At 68.9% G+C, this 23,747-nt stretch carries 24 protein-coding genes; 18 read left to right on the top strand and 6 right to left on the bottom strand.

Annotation, left to right across the window (positions count from 1 at the left end; genetic code table 11):
• The first annotated feature begins 8 nt into the window (after nucleotides 1-8).
• From metK to OG912_RS39380, 7 genes are all read left to right on the top strand, one after another.
• Nucleotides 9-1,226, top strand: coding sequence for a methionine adenosyltransferase (gene metK, locus OG912_RS39410; protein ID WP_327713831.1), 1,218 nt, complete (start codon nucleotides 9-11; stop codon nucleotides 1,224-1,226).
• A 53-nt stretch (nucleotides 1,227-1,279) separates the two neighbouring features.
• Complete coding sequence (locus OG912_RS39405; RefSeq protein WP_327713830.1) at nucleotides 1,280-2,266, top strand: carbohydrate kinase family protein; 987 nt, start codon at nucleotides 1,280-1,282, stop codon at nucleotides 2,264-2,266.
• 29 nt (nucleotides 2,267-2,295) lie between these two features.
• A complete protein-coding gene (gene metF, locus OG912_RS39400) occupies nucleotides 2,296-3,204 on the top strand; it encodes a methylenetetrahydrofolate reductase [NAD(P)H] (RefSeq protein ID WP_443061129.1) in 909 nt (302 codons plus the stop codon).
• 193 nt (nucleotides 3,205-3,397) lie between these two features.
• The gene (locus OG912_RS39395; RefSeq protein ID WP_327713829.1) at nucleotides 3,398-4,201 is read left to right on the top strand and encodes an AfsR/SARP family transcriptional regulator; all 804 of its coding nucleotides are present in this window, start codon (nucleotides 3,398-3,400) and stop codon (nucleotides 4,199-4,201) included.
• 76 nt (nucleotides 4,202-4,277) lie between these two features.
• The gene (locus tag OG912_RS39390; RefSeq protein ID WP_326740981.1) at nucleotides 4,278-4,865 is read left to right on the top strand and encodes an RNA polymerase sigma factor; all 588 of its coding nucleotides are present in this window, start codon (nucleotides 4,278-4,280) and stop codon (nucleotides 4,863-4,865) included.
• Complete coding sequence (locus OG912_RS39385; protein WP_327713828.1) at nucleotides 4,862-5,704, top strand: Ada metal-binding domain-containing protein; 843 nt, start codon at nucleotides 4,862-4,864, stop codon at nucleotides 5,702-5,704. The genes OG912_RS39390 and OG912_RS39385 overlap by 4 nt, the downstream gene beginning before the upstream one ends.
• 32 nt (nucleotides 5,705-5,736) lie before the next feature.
• On the top strand, nucleotides 5,737-6,294 hold the full coding sequence (locus OG912_RS39380; RefSeq protein WP_327713827.1) for a methylated-DNA--[protein]-cysteine S-methyltransferase: 558 nt from the start codon (nucleotides 5,737-5,739) through the stop codon (nucleotides 6,292-6,294).
• On the opposite strand, the gene OG912_RS39375 is transcribed toward OG912_RS39380, so the two are convergent.
• From OG912_RS39375 to OG912_RS39365, 3 genes are read right to left on the bottom strand one after another with little or no spacing between them, the layout of a single operon-like run.
• The gene (locus tag OG912_RS39375) at nucleotides 6,272-7,327 is read right to left on the bottom strand and encodes an ankyrin repeat domain-containing protein (protein WP_327713826.1); all 1,056 of its coding nucleotides are present in this window, start codon (nucleotides 7,325-7,327) and stop codon (nucleotides 6,272-6,274) included. The two genes, OG912_RS39380 and OG912_RS39375, sit on opposite strands and share 23 nt — an antisense overlap.
• A gap of 42 nt (nucleotides 7,328-7,369) precedes the next feature.
• Nucleotides 7,370-8,026, bottom strand: coding sequence for a DsbA family oxidoreductase (locus OG912_RS39370; RefSeq protein ID WP_327713825.1), 657 nt, complete (start codon nucleotides 8,024-8,026; stop codon nucleotides 7,370-7,372).
• Complete coding sequence (locus OG912_RS39365) at nucleotides 7,975-9,156, bottom strand: acyltransferase family protein (protein ID WP_327713824.1); 1,182 nt, start codon at nucleotides 9,154-9,156, stop codon at nucleotides 7,975-7,977. Before OG912_RS39365 ends, OG912_RS39370 begins: the two co-directional genes overlap by 52 nt.
• A 326-nt stretch (nucleotides 9,157-9,482) precedes the next feature.
• On the opposite strand from OG912_RS39365, the gene OG912_RS39360 reads away from it, so the two are divergent.
• The 6 genes from OG912_RS39360 (at nucleotide 9,483) to OG912_RS39330 (ending at nucleotide 15,148) form a co-directional block, all read left to right on the top strand.
• A complete protein-coding gene (locus OG912_RS39360; protein WP_327713823.1) occupies nucleotides 9,483-9,944 on the top strand; it encodes a nuclear transport factor 2 family protein in 462 nt (153 codons plus the stop codon).
• Between the two features lie 159 nt (nucleotides 9,945-10,103).
• Nucleotides 10,104-10,970, top strand: a complete 867-nt coding sequence (locus OG912_RS39355; RefSeq protein ID WP_327713822.1) for an aminoglycoside phosphotransferase family protein — start codon at nucleotides 10,104-10,106, stop codon at nucleotides 10,968-10,970.
• A gap of 285 nt (nucleotides 10,971-11,255) precedes the next feature.
• A complete protein-coding gene (locus OG912_RS39350; protein WP_327713821.1) occupies nucleotides 11,256-12,710 on the top strand; it encodes an MFS transporter in 1,455 nt (484 codons plus the stop codon).
• A gap of 112 nt (nucleotides 12,711-12,822) precedes the next feature.
• Nucleotides 12,823-13,116: a DUF1330 domain-containing protein gene (locus OG912_RS39345; protein WP_326740990.1), complete on the top strand. Its 294-nt coding sequence runs from the start codon at nucleotides 12,823-12,825 to the stop codon at nucleotides 13,114-13,116.
• Nucleotides 13,117-13,753: 637 nt separating this feature from the next.
• Entirely contained in the window at nucleotides 13,754-14,632 is an 879-nt protein-coding gene (locus OG912_RS39335; RefSeq protein ID WP_327713820.1) for a patatin-like phospholipase family protein, read from the top strand.
• Nucleotides 14,633-14,659: 27 nt separating this feature from the next.
• Nucleotides 14,660-15,148, top strand: a complete 489-nt coding sequence (locus OG912_RS39330) for a hypothetical protein (RefSeq protein WP_327713819.1) — start codon at nucleotides 14,660-14,662, stop codon at nucleotides 15,146-15,148.
• Between the two features lie 154 nt (nucleotides 15,149-15,302).
• On the opposite strand, the gene OG912_RS39325 is transcribed toward OG912_RS39330, so the two are convergent.
• Nucleotides 15,303-15,626 (bottom strand): MarR family transcriptional regulator, encoded by a 324-nt coding sequence (locus OG912_RS39325; RefSeq protein ID WP_327713818.1) that lies wholly within the window; start codon nucleotides 15,624-15,626, stop codon nucleotides 15,303-15,305.
• A gap of 877 nt (nucleotides 15,627-16,503) precedes the next feature.
• The gene (locus OG912_RS39320) at nucleotides 16,504-17,076 is read right to left on the bottom strand and encodes a GNAT family N-acetyltransferase (RefSeq protein ID WP_327713920.1); all 573 of its coding nucleotides are present in this window, start codon (nucleotides 17,074-17,076) and stop codon (nucleotides 16,504-16,506) included.
• 193 nt (nucleotides 17,077-17,269) lie between these two features.
• Here OG912_RS39320 and OG912_RS39315 point away from each other — a divergent pair, with 193 nt between their 5' ends.
• From OG912_RS39315 to OG912_RS39295, 5 genes are all read left to right on the top strand, one after another.
• On the top strand, nucleotides 17,270-17,935 hold the full coding sequence (locus OG912_RS39315) for a nitroreductase (protein WP_327713817.1): 666 nt from the start codon (nucleotides 17,270-17,272) through the stop codon (nucleotides 17,933-17,935).
• A gap of 158 nt (nucleotides 17,936-18,093) precedes the next feature.
• Nucleotides 18,094-18,672: an O-methyltransferase gene (locus tag OG912_RS39310; protein ID WP_327713816.1), complete on the top strand. Its 579-nt coding sequence runs from the start codon at nucleotides 18,094-18,096 to the stop codon at nucleotides 18,670-18,672.
• A gap of 1,499 nt (nucleotides 18,673-20,171) precedes the next feature.
• Nucleotides 20,172-20,831: an HAD family hydrolase gene (locus OG912_RS39305; RefSeq protein ID WP_327713815.1), complete on the top strand. Its 660-nt coding sequence runs from the start codon at nucleotides 20,172-20,174 to the stop codon at nucleotides 20,829-20,831.
• Nucleotides 20,832-20,952: 121 nt separating this feature from the next.
• Nucleotides 20,953-21,507, top strand: a complete 555-nt coding sequence (locus tag OG912_RS39300) for a GNAT family N-acetyltransferase (RefSeq protein WP_327713814.1) — start codon at nucleotides 20,953-20,955, stop codon at nucleotides 21,505-21,507.
• Nucleotides 21,508-21,948: 441 nt separating this feature from the next.
• The gene (locus OG912_RS39295) at nucleotides 21,949-23,310 is read left to right on the top strand and encodes a DUF1254 domain-containing protein (protein WP_327713813.1); all 1,362 of its coding nucleotides are present in this window, start codon (nucleotides 21,949-21,951) and stop codon (nucleotides 23,308-23,310) included.
• Between the two features lie 269 nt (nucleotides 23,311-23,579).
• Here OG912_RS39295 and OG912_RS39290 read toward each other — a convergent pair whose 3' ends face one another.
• A complete protein-coding gene (locus OG912_RS39290) occupies nucleotides 23,580-23,747 on the bottom strand; it encodes a hypothetical protein (protein ID WP_327713926.1) in 168 nt (55 codons plus the stop codon).

Here is a 23,747-nt window from a genome sequence, read left to right as displayed (position 1 = left end):
GAGTCGCCTTGTCCTCCCGTCTGTTCACCTCGGAATCCGTGACCGAAGGTCACCCCGACAAGATCGCCGACCAGATCAGCGACACGATCCTCGACGCGCTGCTCACCCAGGACCCGGCCTCCCGCGTGGCGGTCGAATGCCTGGTCACCACCGGCCAGGTGCATGTGGCCGGCGAGGTCACCACCACCGCGTACGCCGACATCGCCGCCCTGGTCCGGCAGAAGGTCCTGGAGATCGGCTACGACTCCTCCAGCAAGGGTTTCGACGGTGCTTCCTGCGGCGTCTCGGTGTCCATCGGCGCCCAGTCCCCGGACATCGCGCAGGGCGTCGACACCGCGTACGAGAAGCGGGTCGGGGGCGAAGGCGATGAGCTCGACCAGCAGGGCGCGGGCGACCAGGGCCTCATGTTCGGTTACGCCTGCGACGAGACGCCCGAGCTGATGCCGCTGCCGATCCATCTCGCCCACCGGCTGGCGCGCCGGCTGACCGACGTCCGCAAGGACGGCGTCGTGCCCTACCTGCGCCCCGACGGCAAGACCCAGGTCACCATCGAGTACGACGGCGCGCGGCCGGTCCGTCTGGACACGGTCGTCGTCTCCACCCAGCACGCGGCCGACATCGACCTGGACTCGCTCCTGACCCCCGACATCCGGGAGTTCGTCGTCGAGCACGTCCTGGCCCGGCTCTCCGAGGACGGCATCAAGCTGGACACCGAGGGCTACCGGCTCCTGGTGAACCCGACCGGCCGCTTCGAGACCGGCGGCCCGATGGGTGACGCCGGCCTCACCGGTCGCAAGATCATCATTGATACGTACGGCGGCATGGCCCGGCACGGCGGCGGCGCCTTCTCCGGCAAGGACCCCTCCAAGGTCGACCGTTCCGCCGCGTACGCGATGCGGTGGGTCGCGAAGAACGTCGTCGCGGCCGGGCTGGCCGCCCGCTGCGAGGTCCAGGTGGCGTACGCGATCGGCAAGGCGGAGCCCGTCGGTCTGTTCGTCGAGACCTTCGGTACCGCCACGATCGGCACGGAGAGGATCGAGCACGCGATCGGTGAGGTCTTCGACCTCCGCCCGGCCGCGATCATCCGCGACCTCGACCTGCTCCGCCCGATCTACGCCCAGACCGCTGCCTACGGCCACTTCGGCCGCGAACTCCCCGGCTTCACCTGGGAGCGCACCGACCGCGCCCAGGCCCTGCGCGAGGCCGCGGGCCTGATCCCCGGCTGACCGCCTGCTCGTCCCGCTCCCCACTGAACCGCAAGGCCCAAGGAGATTACGCCGTGCGCATCGCCGTGACCGGTTCCATCGCCACCGACCATCTGATGGTCTTCCCCGGACGGTTCACCGACCAGCTGATCGCCGAGCAGCTCGACAAGGTCTCGCTGTCCTTCCTGGCCGACTCGCTGGAGATCCGCCGGGGCGGGGTCGCCGCGAACATCGCCGTGGGACTGGGCCGGCTCGGCCTCGGTCCGGTGCTGGCGGGATCGGTCGGCGGTGATTTCGCCGACTACCGCGCCTGGCTGCACGACAACGGCGTGGACACCGAACTGGTCCATGTGAGCGAGTCCCTGCACACCGCGCGCTTCGTGTGCACGACGGACGCCGACCAGAACCAGATCGCCACCTTCTACGCGGGCGCGATGGCCGAGGCCAAGGAGATCACCCTGGCGGCGACGGCCCGCCGTGTCGGTGGTCTCGATCTGGTGGTCGTCGCGCCCAACGACCCGGAGGCGATGCGCCATCACACCGACGAGTGCCGCCGGCTGGGGATCGACTTCGCGGCCGACCCCTCCCAGCAGCTCGCCCGTCTGGACGGGCAGGAGACCCGTCGGCTCGTGGACGGGGCGCGTTTCCTGTTCACCAACGCCTACGAGGCCGCCCTGCTCCAGAAGCAGAGCGGCTGGTCCAAGGAGGGTGTCCTGGAGCGGGTCGGCACCTGGATCACCACCCTGGGACCGGACGGCGTCGTCATCGCCCGTGCGGGCCGCCCGGTGGTGCGGATCCCCGCCGTCCCCACCACGGATCCGGTCGACCCCACGGGCGTCGGCGACGCCTTCCGTGCCGGTTTCCTGGCGGGCACGGCCTGGGACTGGTCCTACGAACGTGCCGCCCAGCTCGGCTGCGCGCTGGCCACCACGGTGCTCGAATCGGTGGGCACCCAGGAGTACAAGCTCTCCGTACCCGATCTCCTGCACCGGATCGGGACCACGTACGGCCCGGAGGCGGCCCGTGAGATCGAACCGCGCCTGACGGGTGTGTCCGCGTGAGCACGCCGGCCCCGAAGGCAGCGCCCACCGTGCGGCCGGCACGGCCGGACGACGGCCTGAACGACATCCTCGCCCGCGGCGAGCGCTCGTACTCCTTCGAGTTCTTCCCCCCGAAGACCGAGGCGGGCGAGCGCACGCTGTGGGACGCCGTCCGCCGGGTCGAGGCCGTCAGCCCGACCTTCGTGTCGGTGACGTACGGAGCCGGCGGGTCCTCCCGCGACCGTACGATCGCCGCCGTCGGGCGCATCGCGGCGCACACGACCCTGCGACCGGTCGCCCACCTCACCGCCGTAGGCCACTCGGTCGCCGAACTGCGCAACATGATCGGGCAGTACGCGGACGCCGGCGTCCGGGACGTCCTCGTCCTGCGGGGTGATCCGCCCGGCGACCCGGCCACCGCCTGGGTCCCCCATCCGCGGGGCTTCCGGCACGCCCATGAACTGGTCTCGCTGGTCAAGGAGATGGGCGACTTCAGTGTCGGGGTCGCCGCCTTCCCCGAGCGGCACCCCCGCTCCCCCGACTGGGAGAGCGACGTCCGGCACTTCGTGGACAAGTGCCGGGCGGGGGCGGACTACGCCATCACCCAGATGTTCTTCGACGTCGAGCACTATCTGCGGCTGCGTGACCGGATCGCGGGCGCCGGCTGCGACACCCCGATCATTCCGGAGATCATGCCCGCCACCGATGTGCGGCAGATCCGCCGGTTCGCGGAGCTGAGCAACGCCACCTTCCCCGAAGACCTCGCCCACCGTCTGGAGGCCGCGCGTGACCAGCCTTCGGCCGCCTACCGGATCGGGGTCGACCACGCCACCGCCATGGCCGGCCGGCTCCTCGACGAGGGCGCTCCCGGGCTGCACTACATCACCCTCAACCGGTCCACCGCGGCGCTCGACATCCATCGCGCCGTACAGGGTTCGAGAAGCCTGCGTGTCAGCTGATTCCCCGTAGGCCCATCCACCACCACTGCTGATCATCCATATACCCCACATGCTGCGGGCCCCCGCCTCACGGCGGGGGCCCGCAGCATGAAAAGCAACGCTTATCACCTCGATAATTAATTGCAATAAAATTGACCGGCCCGAAACCTTACGCATACCGTTGTACCCCAATGGAACAGACGTCTTCGAAAACATGGAGAAGGCAATGGAAATGGGCGTACTGGGGCCATTGTCGCTGTTCAGCAACGGGGTCAACCTGGCGCCGGGCGCACCGAAGCCACGCCAGCTGCTCGCATTCCTGATGCTCAACGCAAATCAGATGGTCCGGGCCAGCGAATGCATAAAAGAGCTCTGGGACTCCAGCCCCCCGAAAAGTTCGATGTCCACACTGCAGACCTACGTACTGCAAGTAAGACAGGCTCTGCGCGGTACCTCTCCGGCGAATGACCGGACCCAGTCCCTGGTCACCCGGAATCACGGCTACCAGCTGAAGATCCCCCTCCACGCGTTCGACCGCTTCCGCTTCGAGTCCCTGACCCGGCGCGGCCAGGAGGCCGCGACGAAGGGCGACTTCGAGGAGGCCTCCGAGCAGTTCTCCGGAGCCCTCGCCCTGTGGCGCGGACCCGCGCTCGTGGACGTACAGACAGGTCCGCTCAGCACCACCCATCTCGTCGAGCTGGAAGAGACCCGCAAATGCGTGCTGGAACGCCGCATCGAGGCGGACCTGCGGCTCGGCCGGCACCGTGAACTCCGCGACGAGCTGGGTGCTCTGGCCGTACTGCACCCCACGCACGAGAACATCCACGCCCAGTACATGCTCGCGCTGCACCGGTCCGGCGAGCGGACCCGGGCGCTCGCCGTCCACCACGGGCTGAGCCGCATGCTGAGGGACGCCCTGGGCATCGAGCCGACCCCGCGTATGCAGCGCCTGTACGAGGCCATCAGCTCCGGCGACCCCGTGCTGGACGCTCCGACGGTTCCTGCCCGGACGAAGTGAGCGCCGCACGTCCGCTCACCGGCGGGGAATTCGTCTCTCCGGCAACCCTATTCATCGGGACGGTGTTTCCTCAGTGATGGAAGACGAGGCCGAGCAGCTGACAGAACTGCTCGCGCGGGATCTGGACGGCGGCTTCACCGAGCTGGTCCGGGTCCACGCGAGGGCGGTTCACCTCTTCCTGTTGCGGGTGACCGGTTCCGCCGCCGAGGCGGACGACCTGGGACAGGACACGTTCCTGCGCGCCTACACGGCGCTGCAGGGCTACTCCGGCGCGCGCCGGCGGGAGCTGCGGCCGCGCGCCTGGCTGCTGACGATCGCGGCGAACGTGTGGCGCAACCATGTGCGCACCAGCATGCGGCGACCGGTGTCGGCCATGCGAGTGGAGGACGCGGAAGATATGTGGAGCGACGGGAGGCCCGGGCCCGAGGAGCGGGCCTCGACTGCGGAGGACCGTGACCGGCTGGTCGCGGCGCTGTCCGAACTGCCGGAGATACACCGGGTACCCGTGGTCCTGCGGCATGTGATGGGCATGAGCTACGCGGAGGTGGCGCAGGTGCAGGGGTGCCCGGTGGGTACGGCCAAGGCGCAGGTTTCACGGGGCCTGGGCAACCTGCGGCGACTGCTCGAACCACGGGAAGCGGTGCGGAAGGAGGTGGCGATGTGAAGCAGGACGACGAGGGGATCCTCTCCTCGGCCTGCAGCCTGGAGTCCGGGCTGGCCGGACTGGGCCTGGGCGAACCGGTCACTCCGGAGGACTTCGCGCTGCGGGTCCTGCAACGGGCGGGAATCTCGCAGGACCGGTACGACACCTACGTACGCCTGGAGACGGCCGCGGGCGGCCTGTTCGTGGCGTTCGGCCCCGAAGCCGTCACGGGCTCGGCCCTGGAATCGGGCACTCGGGAGGAGGGGCGTCTGACGAGGGAGCGGTTCGAGGAACTGCACCGGCGCCGTGCGGGCCGCTCGGCGATCCCCGGCGGCAAGCCGCTGACCGGCCTGCGGCCGGCGCTGCGCACCGGCCGCACCCGGCAGGTGCCGATCGACCTGTCGGGCCTTCCCGTGGGCGAGCGCGCGGTGCTGGAGGCGGTACGCGCGATCCCTCCGGGTCAGTTGCGGCCCGTCACCTGGATCGCCCGGGAGGCCGCCCTGCCCCTGGAGCTGGGCGCCGAAACGGTCGTCGGCTTCCTCGCCAGGAACCCGGTGACGGTGCTGATCCCGTGCCACCGGGCGACCGACGACAACGGCACGCCGTGCGACGCCGCCTATGTACGGGAGGTCGGTGACGCGCTGCGCGGCGCCGAGGGCATCGACATGGTCGCGGTGCGGCAGTGGGCACAGGGCGGCTCGACGCTCCTGGGCAGCGACACCACCCACATCTACTGCCATCCCACCTGCGCGCACGCACGACGGATCACCCCGGCGCACCGCGTCCCCTTCCACACCGCCAGGGACGCCCGCAGGGCGGGCTACCGGGCGTGCAAGAGCTGCCGCCCGCTGACCGTCTGAACCGGACCTACTGCATACGGAGAACCACACCCATGCCCGACAGCGCCGCCCCCACAGCCACCAGGACCGGCACGACGGACGTGTCGCTCACCGTCCTGCCGACCCCTCTCGGTGACCTGCGCATCGCCGCCACCGCGGACGCTCTCGTCTACTGCGGGTTCCAGCCGGCGGACGACGTGCGGGACCGGCTGGCGCGCGGGGGCCTGCGCGAGGCCGCATCGCCCGGTACCGGCCCCCGGCACCCGGCCGTACTCGACGACGCGGCCGCCCAGCTCGATGCCTATCTCGCCGGGCGGCTGCGCTCGTTCGACCTGCCTCTGGACCTGCGGCTGGCCACCCCGTTCAGCCGGGAGACGGTGTCGGCGCTGGACGCGTTCGTCCCGTACGGGCGGACGGCGACCTACGGCGCGCTCGCCGAAGCGCTGAACCGGCCGCGCGCCGCCAGAGCCGTGGGCACCGCCCTCGGCTCGAACCCCCTGTGCGTGGTGCTGCCCTGTCACCGCATCGTGGGATCGACGGGAGCGCTCACCGGCTACGCGGGCGGCGTCGAGGCGAAGCGCCACCTCCTCAGCCTGGAGGCCCGCCCCTGAGCACCCGTCCCGGCGGGGCCGCTGCCCGGTCGCGCGGGGCCTGCCCGGCCGGGCTGAGCAGTGCGGCGATCTCCGCGTATCCGTAGTCGAGCGCCATCTCCCGGGGCGTACGGCCGTCCCGGCCCCGCACATCGGTGCGCGCGCCCGCGGCGAGCAGGACGCGGACCGAGGCCAGATGCCCGTGCCAGACCGCGTCGTGCAGGGCGGTGAAACCGTTGTACGGACCCTGCGCATCCAGGACGAGGCGCGAATCGCGCACCAGGGTCGCGAGGACGTCGGCGCGCCCGTTGTACGCGGCCTTGTGCGCGGCGGTGGCTTTCATGAGGTGATCGGTGAGGCTCGCGTCGGCGCCCCGGTCCAGGAGGGTCCGTACCACCGCGTCGTGTCCCTCGCGTGCCGCGTCCAGTAGCGGGGTGTGGCCGTCCGGCGCCCTGGTGTCCACGTCGTGCCCGGCATCCAGCGCCCGCGCGACGGCCTCCTGGCCGCCGGTTCGGGCCGCGTCGTGCAGAGGGCCGGACTGGGCCAGGGCACGGGCCCCCCGGGCCCTGGCGATCAGGCGTACGTAGGTCTGCTGGTCCTCGTCGCATGCCAGGGGGCCGAGTTCGTCGGCCCGGTAGCCGCCGTGGGCCGCGATGTCCGGGTTGGCCCCGCGGCTCAGCAGGAGGACCACGGCGGGTGCCCGCTTGTGCCAGACCGCGTCGATGAGCGGGGTGTGGCCGTGGGTCGGGGCCTGCTGGTCCACGAACGCGCCGTGGTCGAGCAGCAGGCCGATGACGTCGGTCGCACCGCACTGGGCGGCTCCGTGCAGGGCCGAGGCGCCCATGCGGGTGTCCAGGAGGTGCGGGTCGGCGCCGGCACGGAGGAGCAGCTCCACTCCGGCCGCCCAGCCGCGTGCCGCTGCCCGGTTCAGGGGAGGCCGGCCCAGCCGGTCCTTGGTGTGGGGGTCGGCGCCGGCCGTCAGAAGGTGTTCCAGACGGACGGCGTCGAGGCCGTCCACGGCACGGCCCAGGAGGGTATCGGCATCGGCTGTCATGGGCGGACTCCTTGCATCCGTTCGTTCGCGGGGATGGGCCGTTCAGGCGGCGCGGGCGTGCGGTGCGGCGGGGCGGGCATGCGCGGCGGAGCGGGCCTGCGTGGCGGCGCGGCTGCTCAGGAAGTCGAGGGCCCGCGCCAGGCGGCCCGCGTCGGGTACGCCTTCGGTGCGCCACGGCCCCACGGTCACCGTCGGCACGGTATGGATGCGATGGATGGCGGCGGCCTCGCGCTGTTCCTGGCGGTAGCGGTCCAGGTCGGCGGCCGAGGCGAGCTGCGCGTCGAACGCTTCGGCGTCCAGCCCGATCTCGCCGACGAGCGCGGCCAGGACGGCCGGGTCCCCGATGTCACGGTGCTCCCCGAGGTGCGCCTCGAAGAGACGGTCGTTATAGGCGAGACCGGCGCCGTGGCGCTGCGCGAAGTCGAAGCCCCGCAGGGCCCGTCCGGTGTGCGGGAGAGGAGAGGGCGGATCCGCCCGGAAGGCGATGCCGAACCGCTCCCCCATGGGCAGCACGGAGTTCTCCCACACACCGTCGGGGTAGTCCTTCTTGCCGGTGGCCGGTATGCCCTCCGGGTGGAGCTCGTAGGGGCGCCAGCGGACGTGGACGTCCTCGTCCCCGACGGTCTCCGTGATGATCTTGCGGGCCATCACGGAGAAGGGGCAGATGTAGTCGAACCAGACGTCGATCGTGAGGGGCATGTGAGGTCTCCGTTCGCGAGGCGGGTCGGTATCGGACGCGGGCCGAGGAGCCGGGTGAACGGCCGTTCCACGGCGACGTACAGGAGCCTGGCCAGCAGCAGGCACACGGCGAACGCGACGAGCAGCAACAACGCGGCCACCGGTGTGGACCAGCTCCGGCCGGTGCCCAGCACGTGGTGTCCGTACGTCAGGACCAGCCGGTGCACCAGATAGAAGGCGAACGAGGTCTCACCGAGCCACCGCATGGTCCGCCCGGTGAGCGCGGTCCCGCGCCCGTCGACGTCGCGGACGGCGACTGCGCAGATCAGCAGGGCGAGCGGCACGACCAGTGCGGCGACCAGCCCGTAGAGGTAGGGAAGCCGCGTGGCCAGGCCGCAGCCCACGACGGTCAGGGCCGCTGCCGGCACCGGCCCGGGGCCCCGCCACAGGCCCTCACGCACGAGGCGGGCCAGCAGGATGCCCAGGACGAACTCCAGGGCGCGCACCGGCGGCAGGACGTACACGAACCAGTACTGCCACAGCCCGGTGGTCCCGTCCGGCATGCTCACCAGCGGCTCGGCCGGCAGCAGCCCCGCGACCAGCGGCACGGCCACGACGGCGGCCGTCACCGAACCGGCGTACCACCACAGCCGCGAGGGCCGCACCCGCGAGAGCCACCGCCACAGCAGCGGGAAGCACAGATAGAACAGCAACTCGCACGAGAGGGACCAGCTGACCGGGTTACCGCTGATGAAGACGTCCAGCCGGGGCGACCAGGCCTGCAGAAGCAGCAGATTGGGGATCACCTCACCCGCGGCGACGCCACCGGCCGCCGCGAGCAGGGCGAAGGCGAGAAGCGCGGTGACCAGGTGGGCCGGATAGATCCTGGCGAGGCGCCGCCGGACGAAGCGGCGCGCAGGGTCGTCCGGCCGGGCCGACCAGGCGAGTACGAATCCGCTCAGGACGAAGAAGAAGGAGACACCGGCCCAGCCCGCCTTGCTGAACAGCCCCGCGACGGCGTCCCCCACACCCGCGTCGGCGAACACACCCTCGAAGGAGGCGTGGAAGGCGAAGACCGCGGCGGCGGCCCAGAACCTCAGACCGGTCAGCGACACCAGGCGCCCCGGACGGTCGGCTGCTGCTGCTGCCATGCGGGGCGCTCCTCGGACCGGTGGTGGCACGCGCGCCGGCTCTCCCTTTCCGCGTCGGAGCCTGCGGCGCACGGGTGCGCAGGGAACGGTCGTGCCACGCGGGCCGCGGTGGTGCGGCGCGGCTCCCAGAAGACCAGAGCCGCCGCACGAGCGGTACGCGCACGGGCCGGGCCGGCGCGACTCCTCCAAGTCGAACAAGTAGACGGGCCCCGCCCCACCACGCTTGCCGCCCACCCCGGCCGACGGTTTGACTGCGGGGGCCGCGACGGTTTCGTCCCCCGGGCCGTCGCGGCCCATCAAACGCCGTCCCAGGAAAGTGGTCCTCCATGCCCACGATCGCGGCCCAGGAACTCACCACGGCCATGACGGAACAGCTCGTCATGGAGTGGTACGAAGCGCTCGACCAGCACGCTCCCGTCGAGGAACTCGTGCGCCACGTCGTGTCCGACGGCCTCGTCATGTCCTTCCCCGAGGGCACCTTGAAGGGCGTCGAGGCCTTCCGCGACTGGTACAGGACGGTCACCCACCGCTTCTTCGACGAGGTACACGTGGTGCGCTCGGCAACGGTCGGCCCGCGCGCGGCGGACGGGGCGGGCGCCGACGTCCGGGACGTGCGAGTCGTCGTCAACTGGCAGACCCGGGTATGGACCCCGCCGGCCTCGCACAGCCAGTGGCTGGGCTTCGACGCCCACCAGACGTGGACCGTCGTACTGGAGGACGGTGCGGCCCGCATCCGCAGCTATGCCGTGGACCGCCTGCTCCCGATGCCGGGGTCGGCTGCACTCTGAGGCCCACCTGGAGCACCCGTCTCGGCCGAGTAGCGGCGTTGTCCTCGGGCTGACCCGGGCTGACCCGGGCGGACCGGAGTGGCTGTGCCGCGTCACGACAGTTGGCACCAGGCCACGCTGGTCGGTATCGCCCCCGCTCATCCATGCCAGGATTCGAGGGTGGATATAACCAACGTCACGCGTGCGATCGCGGCTGCGACTTCGGTCGCCGCATCGCTCGACCTGCCGGCCAGCGATGCAGTCGTTCTCCACAACTCGAACAAGCTGGCACTGCGGCTGACGCCGTGCGACGTCTTTGCCCGGGTCGCCCCCGTGGGACAAGAGGTCGCACAGTTCGAAGTCGATCTCGCTCAGCGGCTCACCGAGGCCGGATGTCCGATGTGCCCCCTGGCGCCGCGGGCGGACCCGCGTGTGTACACGCGCGATGGCTTCGCAGTGACGCTGTGGACCTACTACGAGCCCGTGACACCTCACACCTCACCGGTCGACTACGCCAAGGCGCTGGAGCAGCTGCACGCCGGCATGCGCAAGATCGATGTGCCGAGCCCGAGGTTCACGGACCGGATCACGGAGGCGGAAGAGGTTGTCGCCGACCCGGATCGCTCGCCGGAGCTCACCGACACGGACCGCGTGTTCCTCGGCGGCAGGCTCGCAAGCCTGCGACGAGCGATCGACGACCGCGGCGCCGTGGAGCAACTGCTCCACGGCGAGCCGCACCCGGGCAATCTGCTCAGCACGAAGAACGGCCCGTTGTTCATCGACCTCGAGACGTGCTGCCGTGGACCCGTCGAGTTCGATCTCGCCCATGTTCCCGAGGCGGTCTGCGCGCACTACCCGAGCGTTGACCACGGGCTGCTGGACGAGTGCCGGCAGCTCGTTATCGCAATGGTCGCCGCGTGGCGTTGGGAGCTTGGCGACGAGTTTCCGAATGGGCGGCGATACGGAGAGGAATTCCTGCGCCTGCTGCGCGAGGGTCCTCCTTGGCCGACACTCGACACAGTGACCAGGCGACTGGATGGCCTGTAGGAATCGCCAACGGTCACGTGAGAGCGGCAAGGAACCAAGCGATGAGACTGTCGCGTCGCAACCCCATGTGCGCCGGCCTCGCTGCCGCCCTGAACCATGGCACCGGTGCCAGCAAAAGTCCGATCCTGTTCTTCAGGCGTGGTCGGGACGCGTCATCCACCTGCAAGTACGCCTGGGTGTACCAAACAAGCCACCGCATCGCGTGGATTGGTAGCTGTCGGAGCTCGAGAGCCACGCCCGAGAGGAGTCGGACCGGTGACCGCGGCCCAGCCTCATGACCAGCCCATGAGCACTGCCCCGATACCTTCCGAGGCACGTCCGCTGGTCCCCGCCCTGATATTCATCGCCTTGGTCGTGGCGGCGGTCGCCAGCCTCGGGACGCCGCTCATCACCAGCGTGGCGACCACGTTCCACGTCTCCCTCGACAGCGCGCAGTGGACGCTGACCATCGCCCTGCTCAGCGGCGCCGTCGCCACACCCGTCCTCGGCCGGCTCGGAGCCGGTCCGCACCGGCGGGCCACGATTCTCGCCACCCTGGCGATCGTCGTCGTCGGCGGCGCGCTCACCGTGCTGCCGCTGCCGTTCGCCTGGCTGCTCGTGGGCAGAGCGGCCCAAGGCGTCGGACTCGGTCTCACGGCGCTGATGATGGGCGTGGCCCGCGACCATCTTCCCGAGAAACGCAGCGCGGCCACGATCGCCCTGATCTCAGTGGTCTCCATCATCGGAGCCGGCGTCGGCTACCCGCTGGCCGCGCTGCTCGCCGAGTTCGGCGGACTGCGGGCCGCCTACGGCCTCGGCCTGCTCGTCACCGCCATCGCCTTCGTGACCGCGTGGCGCTCCATGCCCGCAGCTCCCGAAAGCCGCTCCGCTCACGTGAACGTGACCGGTGCGCTCGTCCTGGCGGGTGGACTGCTCCTCGTCCTGTTCCTGGCCGGCGAGAGGAGCCTGTGGAGCCGACACCTCGCCGTGGCGGTGACCCTTGCCGTCGCCGCCGTACTCCTGCTCAGCGTATGGACCGTTTCCGAACTGCGAACCAAGACGCCCCTGGTCGACGTCCGGGCGGTACGGCACCCGGCGGTCGCCGGGGCGAACTTCGCCATGTTCGTCGGCGGGATCGGCATGTACCTCCTGCTCACGCTCATCACCCGCTACGCGCAGACACCGCACAGCGCCGGCTACGGCTTCGGACTGACCACCTTCGTGGCGGGGCTGGTCCTCATCCCGTTCTCCGTGCTGGGGTTCGTCGCCGGCAAGCTCACGCCGCTGGTCCGCGAGCGGATCGACGGCCCCCTGCTCCTGGCCGGCAGCGCCGCCATCGTCGGCGGCGGGTTCGTCCTGTTCGCCACCGCCCGGTCCAACCTGGCCGAACTGCTCGCGGCCATGGGCGTGCTGGGCTTCGGCGTCGGCAGCTTCTCGGCCGCCATGCCCGGCGTCATCCTGGCCGTCACCCCCAAGAGCGAGACGTCGAGCGCCATGAGCTTCAACTACGTCGTCCGCAGCGTCGGGTACTCGCTGGGCAGCGCCATCGGCGGTCTGGTCCTGGCCGCCGGCACCGCCACGGGCCGCCTCTTCCCGAACGACGACGCCTACACGACCGCGGCACTGATCGGCGTCGCCGCGATGGCGATCACGACGATGGCCGGCCTCGCCCTCGCCCTCCGACGCTCACCCGAGACCGATCCGATCACAGCCCCAGCCGGTGTGCCGGACCTGGGCCGGTCGAGTCGAACCGGAACCTGAGGATCGAAGCCGTCCGACTTCGACGTCGTCTCCGCCGGCTCGCTGACCCACAGCGCGCCGGCCATGGATCCGACCATGCTTCTGAACATCCATTCCGAACACAGGAGGAACCGTGGCCAAGGGCTATTGGGTCAGCGCCTACCGCACCATTGCGGACCCCGAGAAGCTGGCTGCCTACAACAAGCTGGCTGGTCCAGCCGTCAAGGCCGCGGGCGGGCGGCCGCTCGTCCGCGGCGGCCGGGTCGTCGCACACGACGCCGGAATCGCCGAGCGCACCGTTCTGATCGAGTTCGACAGCTTCGAACAGGCGGTCGCCGCACATGCGAGTGCGGCCTACCAGGAGGCGCTGGCCGCACTTGCTGACGGCGTCGAGCGCGACTTCCGCATCGTCGAAGGCCTCGACTGACATCCTCCCCCTCCTTCAGGAGGGGGAGGATGTCAGTCGAGCGGGCCCCGGCGCCTGTGGCGGGAGCTGGAGCGGATCCGGAACCGACTCAACCGGATGGGCGCCCTGCCCATCTACGCCTGATGCCGTCCGGAGGGAAGGGGGCGCGGAGGCGTCACGCTCCTGTACGGACGGTACGGTGAAGCCCCCTGTGCAATTGGCGCTGTTGTCCGAGCCTCGTCGTGGGCGCGGAGCGACGTGCGGCGCCCTGAACCACGGCCGGATCGACGTCGACCGACTGCGGGCCGCACTGGCCAGGCTGTCGCTGCCCCGTTTCGGCAGCGTGGTACGGGCGAGAGTTCCGCCGCGTGGAACCTGTGAATTCGGTGTTCCGCTCGCCCAGCCTCCGGCCGTGCTGAAATCCGACCGACCGGCCAGGGTCCCTCACCCCTCATGAAAAGCCGCCACCAAGAGATATCCACAGGCAGGTCAATGACCGGAAAAATTCCCAGTCGAACTTGCCATAAAAGTGCACCCTCGCCACTTCGGGTACGGGATGGTGAATCGCTCCGGGATACCCTCACCAGGGCTTCGCATTCATGCGCAATGCATCGCCCGGAAAGGACATACCAGTAGCGCACCATCGAAAGGTTCTGTTGTGGCTTTTAACATTACGGATGACATTCCCGGAGAAGGAAATGCCATCGTGCTGGGCGGGGGCGGAGCCAGTGGAATGGCATGGATGATCGGCGTGCTCGCGGCGTGGGAAGAAGGTGGACTGAAAGCATCCTCCGCAGATACGGCGGTCGGCACGTCGGGCGGGGCTTCGGTGGCCGTGGTTCTCCTCCAGGAAAATGGCCTGCGCGAGGCGTTCAATAAACTCCTTACCCCTGAGAGGCAGCCGTTCGAGGTCACAGCAGAGATTTCGTTCGATGCATTCGCAGAGTCCGTGGGAAGAATCTCCAAGCAGGCGGCAGGGGAGAAAGAGTTCCTGGCGAGCCTGTTCGATCTCGCGCGCACCTGCACGGTGGAGTTCGAGCAGCGAGCTCGGACCATCCGTGAACGCATCGCGACCGACGAATGGCCTGATGGGGATCTGAAGATTCCTGCCGTGTCCGGCTCCGACCTGGGCCGAAAAGTCTTCATGCGGCATGACGGCGTATCAATCGCGGACGCCGTACTGGCCAGCAGCGCGGTTCCGGGCGTATGGCCGATGGGCCGCGTCGGTAACGAGGAGTTCATTGACGGAGGAATTATGAGCGCCACGCACTGCGATCTGGCCGGCGACAGGGAACGGGTCATCGTCCTGCGCCCGACGAGCAACCTGGGCGGAAAGGTCATCCCCGAAGAACAGCCTGTTCTGGGGCGGGCCTTCATCGTCGAGCCGGATGAGGAATCCGTGAAGAGCTTCGGTGGAAACGTACTGGACCCCTCGCATCGCAAACAGGCCGCTGAATCCGGCTACCGGCAGGGATCCAATATTTTGCGGGCTGCGCGAGAGTACTGGGAGGGTGTAGAAATTAAGGATGGTGAGTGACATATGGCAGCGGATGTCTAAAATTGGATGGTCGAACCGGGCGGCGCACTCAACTCTCTGGCCGCTGTTCGCATCATTCCCGCGCTATGCATATTCCTGGCGCATGTGACGCAATACAATCTCTTTTCCGATCCCGCCTCTCAGAGTGTTTCCTCGGGAGTGTTCAATAAGGTCGGATATGAGGCCGTCTCCTTCTTCGTGGTCCTCAGCGGTTTCATCATCACCTGGGTCGCCCTCCGGCAAGGCGTCGGGCGGGTGTTCGTCTCCCGGAGATTCCTGAAGATATTCCCGACCATGACGTTCGCCTATGTGCTGCACAACGTGATCGAGGTGCCCGTCACCCGGGCGGTCATGAAACGCCTCAAGGCAAAGTGGGGATCGGACACGGTCACCACAGACGCCTTCGGTGTGCTGCCGGTACCGCGGCTGCACGACACGGGCCAACACGACGGCCCCGGTGCCGAACAGGAGGCCGCTGCAGCGTCCGCAGACGTGGAACCCGTACCCGTCGCCTGAGACGAGCTCAGCGGGCCCGGACGACAGCCAGGGCCCCCCGGCGCCCAAGCAAGCCTCCGGGAGCCCTGGCCCACGCAACTACACCGTCGAGGGCGGCGGTACCAAGACAGCGTGAGAAGACTGCCACGACGGGCCATGTCGGCCGAGGGCTCGTCTAGACCGAGCGGATCGAGCGCCGTCGCCGGGAGTCGGTGTTGCCGACCTTCCGGGGAGCGACGGCGCGGGCGTCGGGGGTGATCGGCGGGTCGCCCAGCGCGGCCGCGACCAGACGGCGTAGGTCGGGGTTGGCGGAGAAGAAGTACCGGGCGTTGATGCGGTACCCGCCGGCCTCGTCCCGCACCAGCAGGCCGAGAGCTGTGAGCCGGGCCAGCGCGTCGTACACGGTGGACTCCGCGTGGTCCATGTCGGCCGCGGCGTCCACGACCGAGATGGTGATGTACGCGAAGAGGCCGCCCTGACGCTCTGTCCAGTCGAGCACGCAGCGCTGCGCGGCGCTCAGGTTCAGCGCTGCTCCGGAATAACTCCCTTTGAGGTGGGGTCACAATCAGCCGCTCCGCCAACCCGGCTTACACCAAAGCTCACAGACGGAGCATCAGCTAAGGGGCTATTTTTCGCCCCCTAAGGGGCGGTTTTTTGCCCCTTAGCTCAGCGTTTTAGCAGGTCAGAGGCACCATGCCCTTCTTTCAGTAGACACGCGCGCGTTTACCACACCAGCCCCCACCCCTCAACCATCCACGCCCCGGCCCGGCACCAGCGTTCACCTTCCCCGCCCTACGGGGCAGGTAAGGACAAGCAGCAAGGGGCCGAAAGTCAGCCACCCGCGAGCCACCGTGTCGTGTGTCGTGGGCTGAGCAGGCTTCGCGCGCGGCACGTTGTCGCCCGCGGACCGTAGGCGGCCATTGCGTTGCTGCGTCTCGGGTGGCGCGGACCGTGACGTTCAAAAGCCTGGAGGCGTGGCTGGTCCCGGTGGGGTGGGCCGAACCTCCCGTGCACCGCACACCACGCGGCGGCTTTCGCCGGGGCGGGCGGTCGAGGGCTGAGGTAGCGAACGGGGCCCGGTGGTCGGTTGCCGCAGGAGTGGAAGCGAGGGCTCAAGCGACCGGCGCGCCGCGGTGAGGGCGGGCGGTGGGTGAAGAGCCGGCAACGCGGCGGGAACCCGCTCCGGCTGCCGCTTGCCCGGGTAGTGCCCTTGTCCGCCCCGCCGCCGTCGTACACCGCGGCAGTCAGGCAGTACGTCTCGGTCGCCCGACGCGTGGCCGAACGCGATCCCGCGGCACGCCGCCGACATGCCCCCGCCGCCGTTTGCGGCTGGTGGCTGCGCTCTTACGGCACCCCCGAGTCGACAACCCAAACGCCTACCGGAGACAGGCGTGCAGGTGCATGTCATGCCAGCCATCCGCATGCAGCAGCGCGGCGCGGCGGACGCCCTCCTGCATGAACCCCGCGCGCTTTGCTATCCGGCAGGACGCCGGGTTGGTCACCGAGTGCCCGAGTTCGAGGCGGTGGAAGCCGGCTTCTCCCAGGGCCCAGTCAGTTGCCGCAGTCACAGCGCGGGAACAGACACCGACACCTCGTGCTGTCGGCGCGGTCCAGTACGAGATCTCGGCTTGACCACCCATCAGGATCAACGACGAGAGGGAGACCCGACCGAGCAGCTTGTCGTGCTCGTCCACGACAGCCCAGTGCACGCCGGTCTCGTCCCGCCAGCCTCGCTGCCACTGCGTGATCCACTCCGCAGCTTCTTCTTCGGAATCGGCCCGCCGCAGGTGCCAACGCTGAATCGCCGGGTCCTGGAAAGCCGTCACCACGCCGGCGGCGTCCTTCAGCAGCCAAGGCCTCAACAGCAACCCACCCTCCGCCGCCAAAGACGGCTGAACGGACGCAGCGAGACAACCAACAGGCATCAGCGGAGCAACCAAAGCAGGCATGAGCAGCATGATCTCAAATGCACCTGCCGCCGTTAACGGACAGTCCTGGGGATCAGAAGCAGGTGCTCAGACGCCGCATCCCCACCACCAAGGGGGTTTGCCGTCCTGTCCAGCCGCTGGAGCACCTGTTGCCTCTTGTGTGTGCTGAAGACGGTAGAGAGGCGGTTGTTGTTGAGCGAAGGGAAGAGCAGACGTGAATGTGTATGAAGCTGTGGACAGTCGCCGGGCTGTGCGGGCGTTCAGCGATGAACCGGTATCCAGAGCGATACTCGAACGTGTGCTGGCTGCAGCGACGCGGGCTCCGTCGAGCGGGAACCTCCAGCCGTGGCATGTGTATGTCGTGACCGGCGAGCCCTTGGCCGAGCTGAAGAGGCGCGCAACGGCCAGGGCGCTGGCGGGAGACCCGGGGGACGAGCGGGAGTATCCGATGTACCCGACCGAACTGACCTCGCCGTATGCGGACCGTTTTTCCGCCGCGGCTACCCAGCGGTACGAAGCGCTGGGGATCGAGCGCGACGACCCCGGCAGGCCCATGAAGATCGCCGCCTTGAACTCGCAAGCGTTCGGGGCACCGGTCGTGCTGTTCTGCTACCTCGACCGGACGATGGGGCCCGGGCAGTGGGGGGACGCCGGAATGCACTTGCAGACAGTCATGCTGTTACTGAGGGCGGAAGGGCTGCACAGCTGCCCGCAGGTGATGTGGACGATGTATCGCAAGACCGTCAGCCAGATCGTCGGAGCCGATGACGGGACCGTACTGGTCTGCGGTGTCTCAGTGGGATACGAGAAGGAGGGCGTGCTGCGGCTGCGTACCGGGCGGGCCGACATGACGGAAACAGTGACCTTCGTGGGAGGGTGACCGGTCGTTTCGGTCCGGCGTCGGCCCCTGGGAGGGCGCGCCGTTCTGCACCGCCATGATGCTCAAGCTCCCCGCCCGGCGGTAGCCGGCTCCCAGCGATCGCCGTGGCAACGGAATTGAGGTTGCGTCCGCGGACACGGCACTCGCACCATTTCGAGATGGATGACACACCGAGCCAGTTGCCGGCCACCATGCTCTCGCTGCGCGCCGCAGCGCGTGAGACGGGATTCACCTTGTCCTGCGAGGAACGCACTGGAAACCTGTTGGCCGTGCTTGCGGCTGCCCGGCCCGGAGGCAGGATTCTCGAACTCGGCACCGGCGTCGGCGAGGGCACGGCGTGGCTGCTGAGCGGGATGGACGAAGCCTCCAGCCTTGTCACCGTCGAACTCGACCCCGCCGTCCAGGCGGTCGCCCGCGAGCAGTTCAGTGCTGATCCTCGGGTGATGTTCGTGGCTGAGGACGGCGGGAACTGGCTGGAGGAGTACGACGGCGAGCCCTTCGACCTGGTCTTCGCGGACACATGGCCGGGGAAGTTCACCCACCTCGACCGGGCCTTGGAACTGCTGGCCCCTGGCGGGATCTACCTGATTGACGACCTCTTCCCCCAGCCTGGTTGGCCGGAGGACCATGCCGCCTCCGTCAAACGCCTGCTGGCCGAACTGGAAGAACGCGAGGACCTCCGGTCCGTCCGCATGGCCTGGGCCAGCGGACTGCTGATGGCGGTACGTTCCGGCTGAGTCGGGTCCTCGGCCGGTGCCGACGGGCAGAACACGGCGTCGGGCCGGGCGCACCAGCCGCTCGCCACAAGCCGGCCGGCCCCTCACGCCCGCCCAATTCGCCCCAGCACGGACGGGCTTACCCACCCACGCCCCCGTATGGCCCCTGTGGGGGCCTGCCAGGGTTCGGAGGCGGGGAAACCACCTCGCCCGTCCCGGACCCGCAGACGGGCGCCTACCGACCCTCTGGCCCTTTTGCTGCGTCTTTCGTGTGGGACTCGAAACCGCAAGCGGTGCGCGTCGCTCACGCGCGTCCTGTGGTTTCTGTTCCTGCATCAGGTGGGTTCTCAGCCACGACGGTGGTCAACCACTTCCATTCGGGGGCAATGATCAACGGAACGCCCCCTGGGGCGTGTAGTGGTGCGCGTAGCGCAGATCGTTGACCTAGGGATGGTCCAGCGCATCCAAGGCGCTGGCGCGGGGTGGCCGGGGGCGGCGTTAGCCCCCGGCATTTTTTGAGTGTGAAACTCCACGAAGTCTATGTACGTCACCTCTATCTACTTCATCTCTATCTACTTTGTGCGCAGGATCCTGCGCAGGGGGTGCGCCGAATCCTGCGCAAGGGGTGCGCAAGATTCGGCGCACAGGGGTGCGCAGGATTCTGCGCACCCCACAGAACATGGTGCGCAGAATCCTGCGCACCATGTTCTGTGCCTCTTTCGGGCAGGTGCGGGAACGCCGGAAGGGGCCCACGACAAACCGTGGGCCCCTTCCATGGCGGCATGTTCAGCTGAAGGGCTGCGCCCGTTCCTCCGGGGGCGTGAAGTACGTCCGGTACTCGTTCGTCGTCTGGCCACCGTCCGTCCTGAACCGGTTGGCCACTGTGAGGGCACCAGCGGTCTTGAGTTTGGCGAGGGTGGTCTCCACCGTCCGGCGGGAGATGCCGAGCTCGTCGGCGACCTTCTGGATGCCGGGGAAGGTGGCGTCCAGCCCTCCGAACCGGGCGCGCAGGAAGTCGTAGCACGGCGGCCGACGGAGACCGCACCATGCCGGAACCCCAGCTCACGGCCGCCCCCGCCTCTGCACCTGGGCACGAGGTGCGTCTCGGTCCATTCGGGCGTTGTTCGCTCGCACGAGTGAGTCGGGCTTCCGCAAGTGAGTGCCAACGTTCTACGGTTCACCGCGTGTTGGGGTCCCTCTTCTCCCCCGGCACCCTGCGCCGTCCGGCCACGAACCGAACGGCTGCGAGCGGCCCCGGTGACCGTGCCGGATAGCCGGGGCCGCCGACCCACTTCCCCCGGCCGGGCCCCTTCCCCTGCGACGCAGGCCGGAGGGCGCGCCCGAACGAACAGGCAACTCACCCGGAAGTCGGCGACCGCTCACGGTGAGATCCGCCGTCTCTGCGTGCTGCCGGGCTCCCCTGCGGGTGGTGCGAGCAGTCGGCGTGGAACCCCGGCAAATCCGACGAGAGCCCTACGCGGTGCGGGGCTCACACTGACACCCCCTCTACGCTGCTGATCATGACGCAGAGCCCTGTTGAACTGGTGATCTTCGACTGTGACGGCGTGCTGGTGGACAGCGAGAAGATATGCGTCAAGGTAGACGCGGTGATCATGGCTGACCTCGGGTGCGTGTTCACCGAAGCTGAGATCATCGAGCGGTTCGTGGGCTCGTCCACCGAGGTCTACACGGCGGCCGTGGAGGAACGGCTCGGGCGGCGCCTGGAAAAGGGCTGGCAGCAGCGGTACGAGCATCTGTACGACGCGGCATTCGAGGCAGAACTGACCGCTGTCGACGGCATCACCGACGTACTGAATCGCCTCACGACAGGCGTCTGCGTGGCATCGAACGGTGACCACGCCGGCATCCGCCGAAGTCTGGACATCACCGATCTGACCCGCCACTTCGAGAACCGCATCTTCAGTGCGGCCGACGTCTGTCGCGGCAAGCCGGCACCCGACCTCTTCCAGCACGCTGCACGTTCGATGGGGGTTCCGCCCGAGCGGTGCGCGGTGATCGAGGACAGCGCGTACGGAGTCCAGGCAGCTCGGGCCGCAGGCATGCGGGCCTTCGGGTACTGCGGCGGCCTCACCCCGGCCGGGCGACTGGAGGGGCCGGGCACCGTCGTATTCGACGACATGCGCGTCCTGCCCGAACTGCTGGCGACCGTCACCGCCTAGAGGGCTGCCAGGGTGCAGGCGGCACCGTTCGGGTGCCCTTCCGCGCTTCATCTCGCCTCGGCCTGAGGCGGGAAGGGACCTTCGCGAGACGGTCCGACGGCTCGTGCTGAACAATGCGCACGTGAACTTCTTGACCGACAGCGCCCGGGTGGAGGACGCCCCAGCGCTTGCCCACACGCTCCTGTCGGCCTGGCTGGAGACGTACCCCAATCCGGACGCCGGGATCGACCAGGTGTGGATCCGGGCGCAGCGCAGCGACGTGGTCACCAGTGCCGGCATCGCACAGTGGCGGGAGTTCATCGAGGAGGTCGAGCGCCGGCCCGCTCGCCGCTTTTGCCGTGTCGTTCGCCACCGGGACGAGGTCGTCGGCTTCTTGTGCGGGAGCCGGGATGAGGCGATCAGTCTCGGACCGATGTACCTGCTGCAACGGGCACAGGGGCGAGGCATGGGACGCCAGTTGATGGCGGCATTCCTCGCCTGGGCCGATGACGCACCCATCCGCCTATGGGTTACGGCTTACAACGAGCGAGCCATCAGCTTCTATGAGGAGTACGGCTTCGAAGACACCGGCGAGCGGCACCTGTGGCGAGACAAGCTGCCGAACATTCGCATGATCAGGCGAACGCCGCAGAGTGACGAGGCCATCAGATCCGATCGGCTTCACTCAGACGCTTGAGTAAGCGATGCGATCAAAGTCAAGGGCACCGCCGCCTGAGGGCGGCCGTTCCTGAGCCGGGTCGGAAGCGCTGATGAAGTCCGGTCCGATCACTTGGATCTGACGGGTTCTCATGGTTCCGGATTCTCCTTGACCGGGCCGCCTGACCAGACTTGTCGCGGGCGGGCGGGACAGCCTAAATCAGACGGCTTCAGTACCTGTTCCTAGAGGTTCCAGTCGCGTCAACCCAGGTCAGGAATCGAAAATTGCTGGGCCGTGAAGCTCAGGACGCTCCCGGGAAAACGGGATTCGAGCCCGGTGGGGGTCGCGTGACTGGTACCTCGGTGTGGGTGGTTCTGTCGGTGGTGGGGGTTCGGGTGATGCCTTCCCCGGTTGCCGTCGGCGTGGTGAGCGTTGAGGGTGAGGGGCAGGGTTTGTCCTGATTCGGTAGGGTCGATCGGAGTGCACGTGGACGCGGAGTCGTTGCTTGAACAGATCGCGCAAGGGCACGGGAAGGCACGCGGGGACGAGGGGTACTGGGCGGGAATGGCGGCGTTCCGCTACGGCTACCCGCTGGTGGAGATGCACCGCAGCCTCTGGGAGTGGCACGTCGACACGAGCGCGCCCACCCACATGGGGGCGATCAACCAGATGCACCACACCCCGCGCCGGGCGGAGCCGAAGGACACCTACTTCGTCACCCCGATCGTCGACGCGCCGTACTCACGGACGTTCGTGGACCTGAGTGCCGGGGCGGTGGTGCTGTCGGTGCCGCCGGTCACGGACCGGTACTTCACGGTGCAACTGCTGGACATGTACACCAACAGCTTCGCCTACGTCGGCACCCGCACCGGCGACACGGTCGGCGGCGACTACCTGCTCACCGGCCCCGGCTGGTGCGGCACCACACCCCCCGGCATCACCCGCGTCATCACCGCACCGACCGCGCTGATCTGCCTGCTGGCCCGCGTCACCATCCTGGACGACGACGTCCCCGCCGCTGTCGCCCTCCAGGGACAGATCGCCCTGCGCCAAGCCGACCCGCAGTCGCCCGCCCCCGACCCGGCGAGCAACCCGCCCGCCCGCGATTTCCGCACCGGCGACCCGCTCGACTTCTACCGCATGCTTGCCGACTGCCTCACCGCCAGCGCCCCGCCCTCCGCCGACGCCGGCGTCCTGGGCCTGCTCGCGCCACTGGGCATCGCCCCGCACCGGTCCTTCGACCCGGACGCCCTGCACCCGGCCGCACTCGACGGCCTGCGGCGCGCGGTCGCCGACAGCCTGCGCGACCTGTACGCCGAGATGCCCTTCGCCGGCCCCGCCCACAACGGCTGGGTCATGGTCAACCCCGACACCATCGGCGACTGGGGCACCGACTACTACTCCCGACTGGAGATCGCCCAGCTCGGGCTGCTCGCCAACAAGGCCCAGGAGGCGTACTACGTCGGCGCCATGCTCGACGCCGACGGCCGGCCGATGTCCGGCGACCACACCTACGAGATCCGCTTCACCCCCGGCGACTTCCCGCCGGTGGGCGCGTTCTGGTCGGTGACCATGTACCTCAACCCCGAAGGGTTCCTGGTCGAGAACCCGATCGGCCGCTACCACCTCGGCTCCCTCACCAAGGGCCTGCAGTACGGCCCCGACGGCTCCCTGACCCTCTACCTCCAGCGCGAGAACCCCGGCCCCGACAAGGAGGCCAACTGGCTGCCCAGCACGGAACCCGGCACCCTGTTCCGCCTCATCCTGCGCCAGTACCTGCCCCATCCCGACATCCTCACCGGCCGCTACACACCCCCCGCCGTCACCCGCACCGACACCTGACCCAAGATCCCCTTCCCCACGAGCCCGGCTGTCCGCTCGCCGCGGTCCCGGACGGACAACGTCAGCAGTCAGGTGCTGACCGCAGCGCGGGCATATCCGCTGACGGGCCGTCGGGAGCGGTGGGATACTGGGGTCCAGCCGGTTCGTTCGGCCGGTCAGAAGGTCAGCCGGTGGACCGAATCCGGTTCAGCGTGTAGAGCGGCGGGTGACGAACTCCTGCTCGGGCCCGCCGAAATGGGCTGTGGCCATCGCTGTTCAGACAGGCGGATCTACTTGAAGGTCCACTGCTGATAGTCGCTGTCAGGGTCGCACGCTGTCGTGCCGACGAAGTTGCCCCAGCCGGCCAGGCACTGACCGCTGGAGGAGTTCACCAGCATGCCCTGGGGCAGCGCTTTCGCCGGGAGACCGGGTGCGGCAAAAGCACTGCCGGCAGGCAC

It is taken from the genome of Streptomyces sp. NBC_00464 (genome assembly GCF_036013915.1).
Classification (GTDB): Bacteria; Actinomycetota; Actinomycetes; order Streptomycetales; family Streptomycetaceae; genus Streptomyces.
The sequence above is the reverse complement of the archived record's forward strand: the minus strand, read 5'-3'. Positions and strand labels throughout refer to the sequence as shown.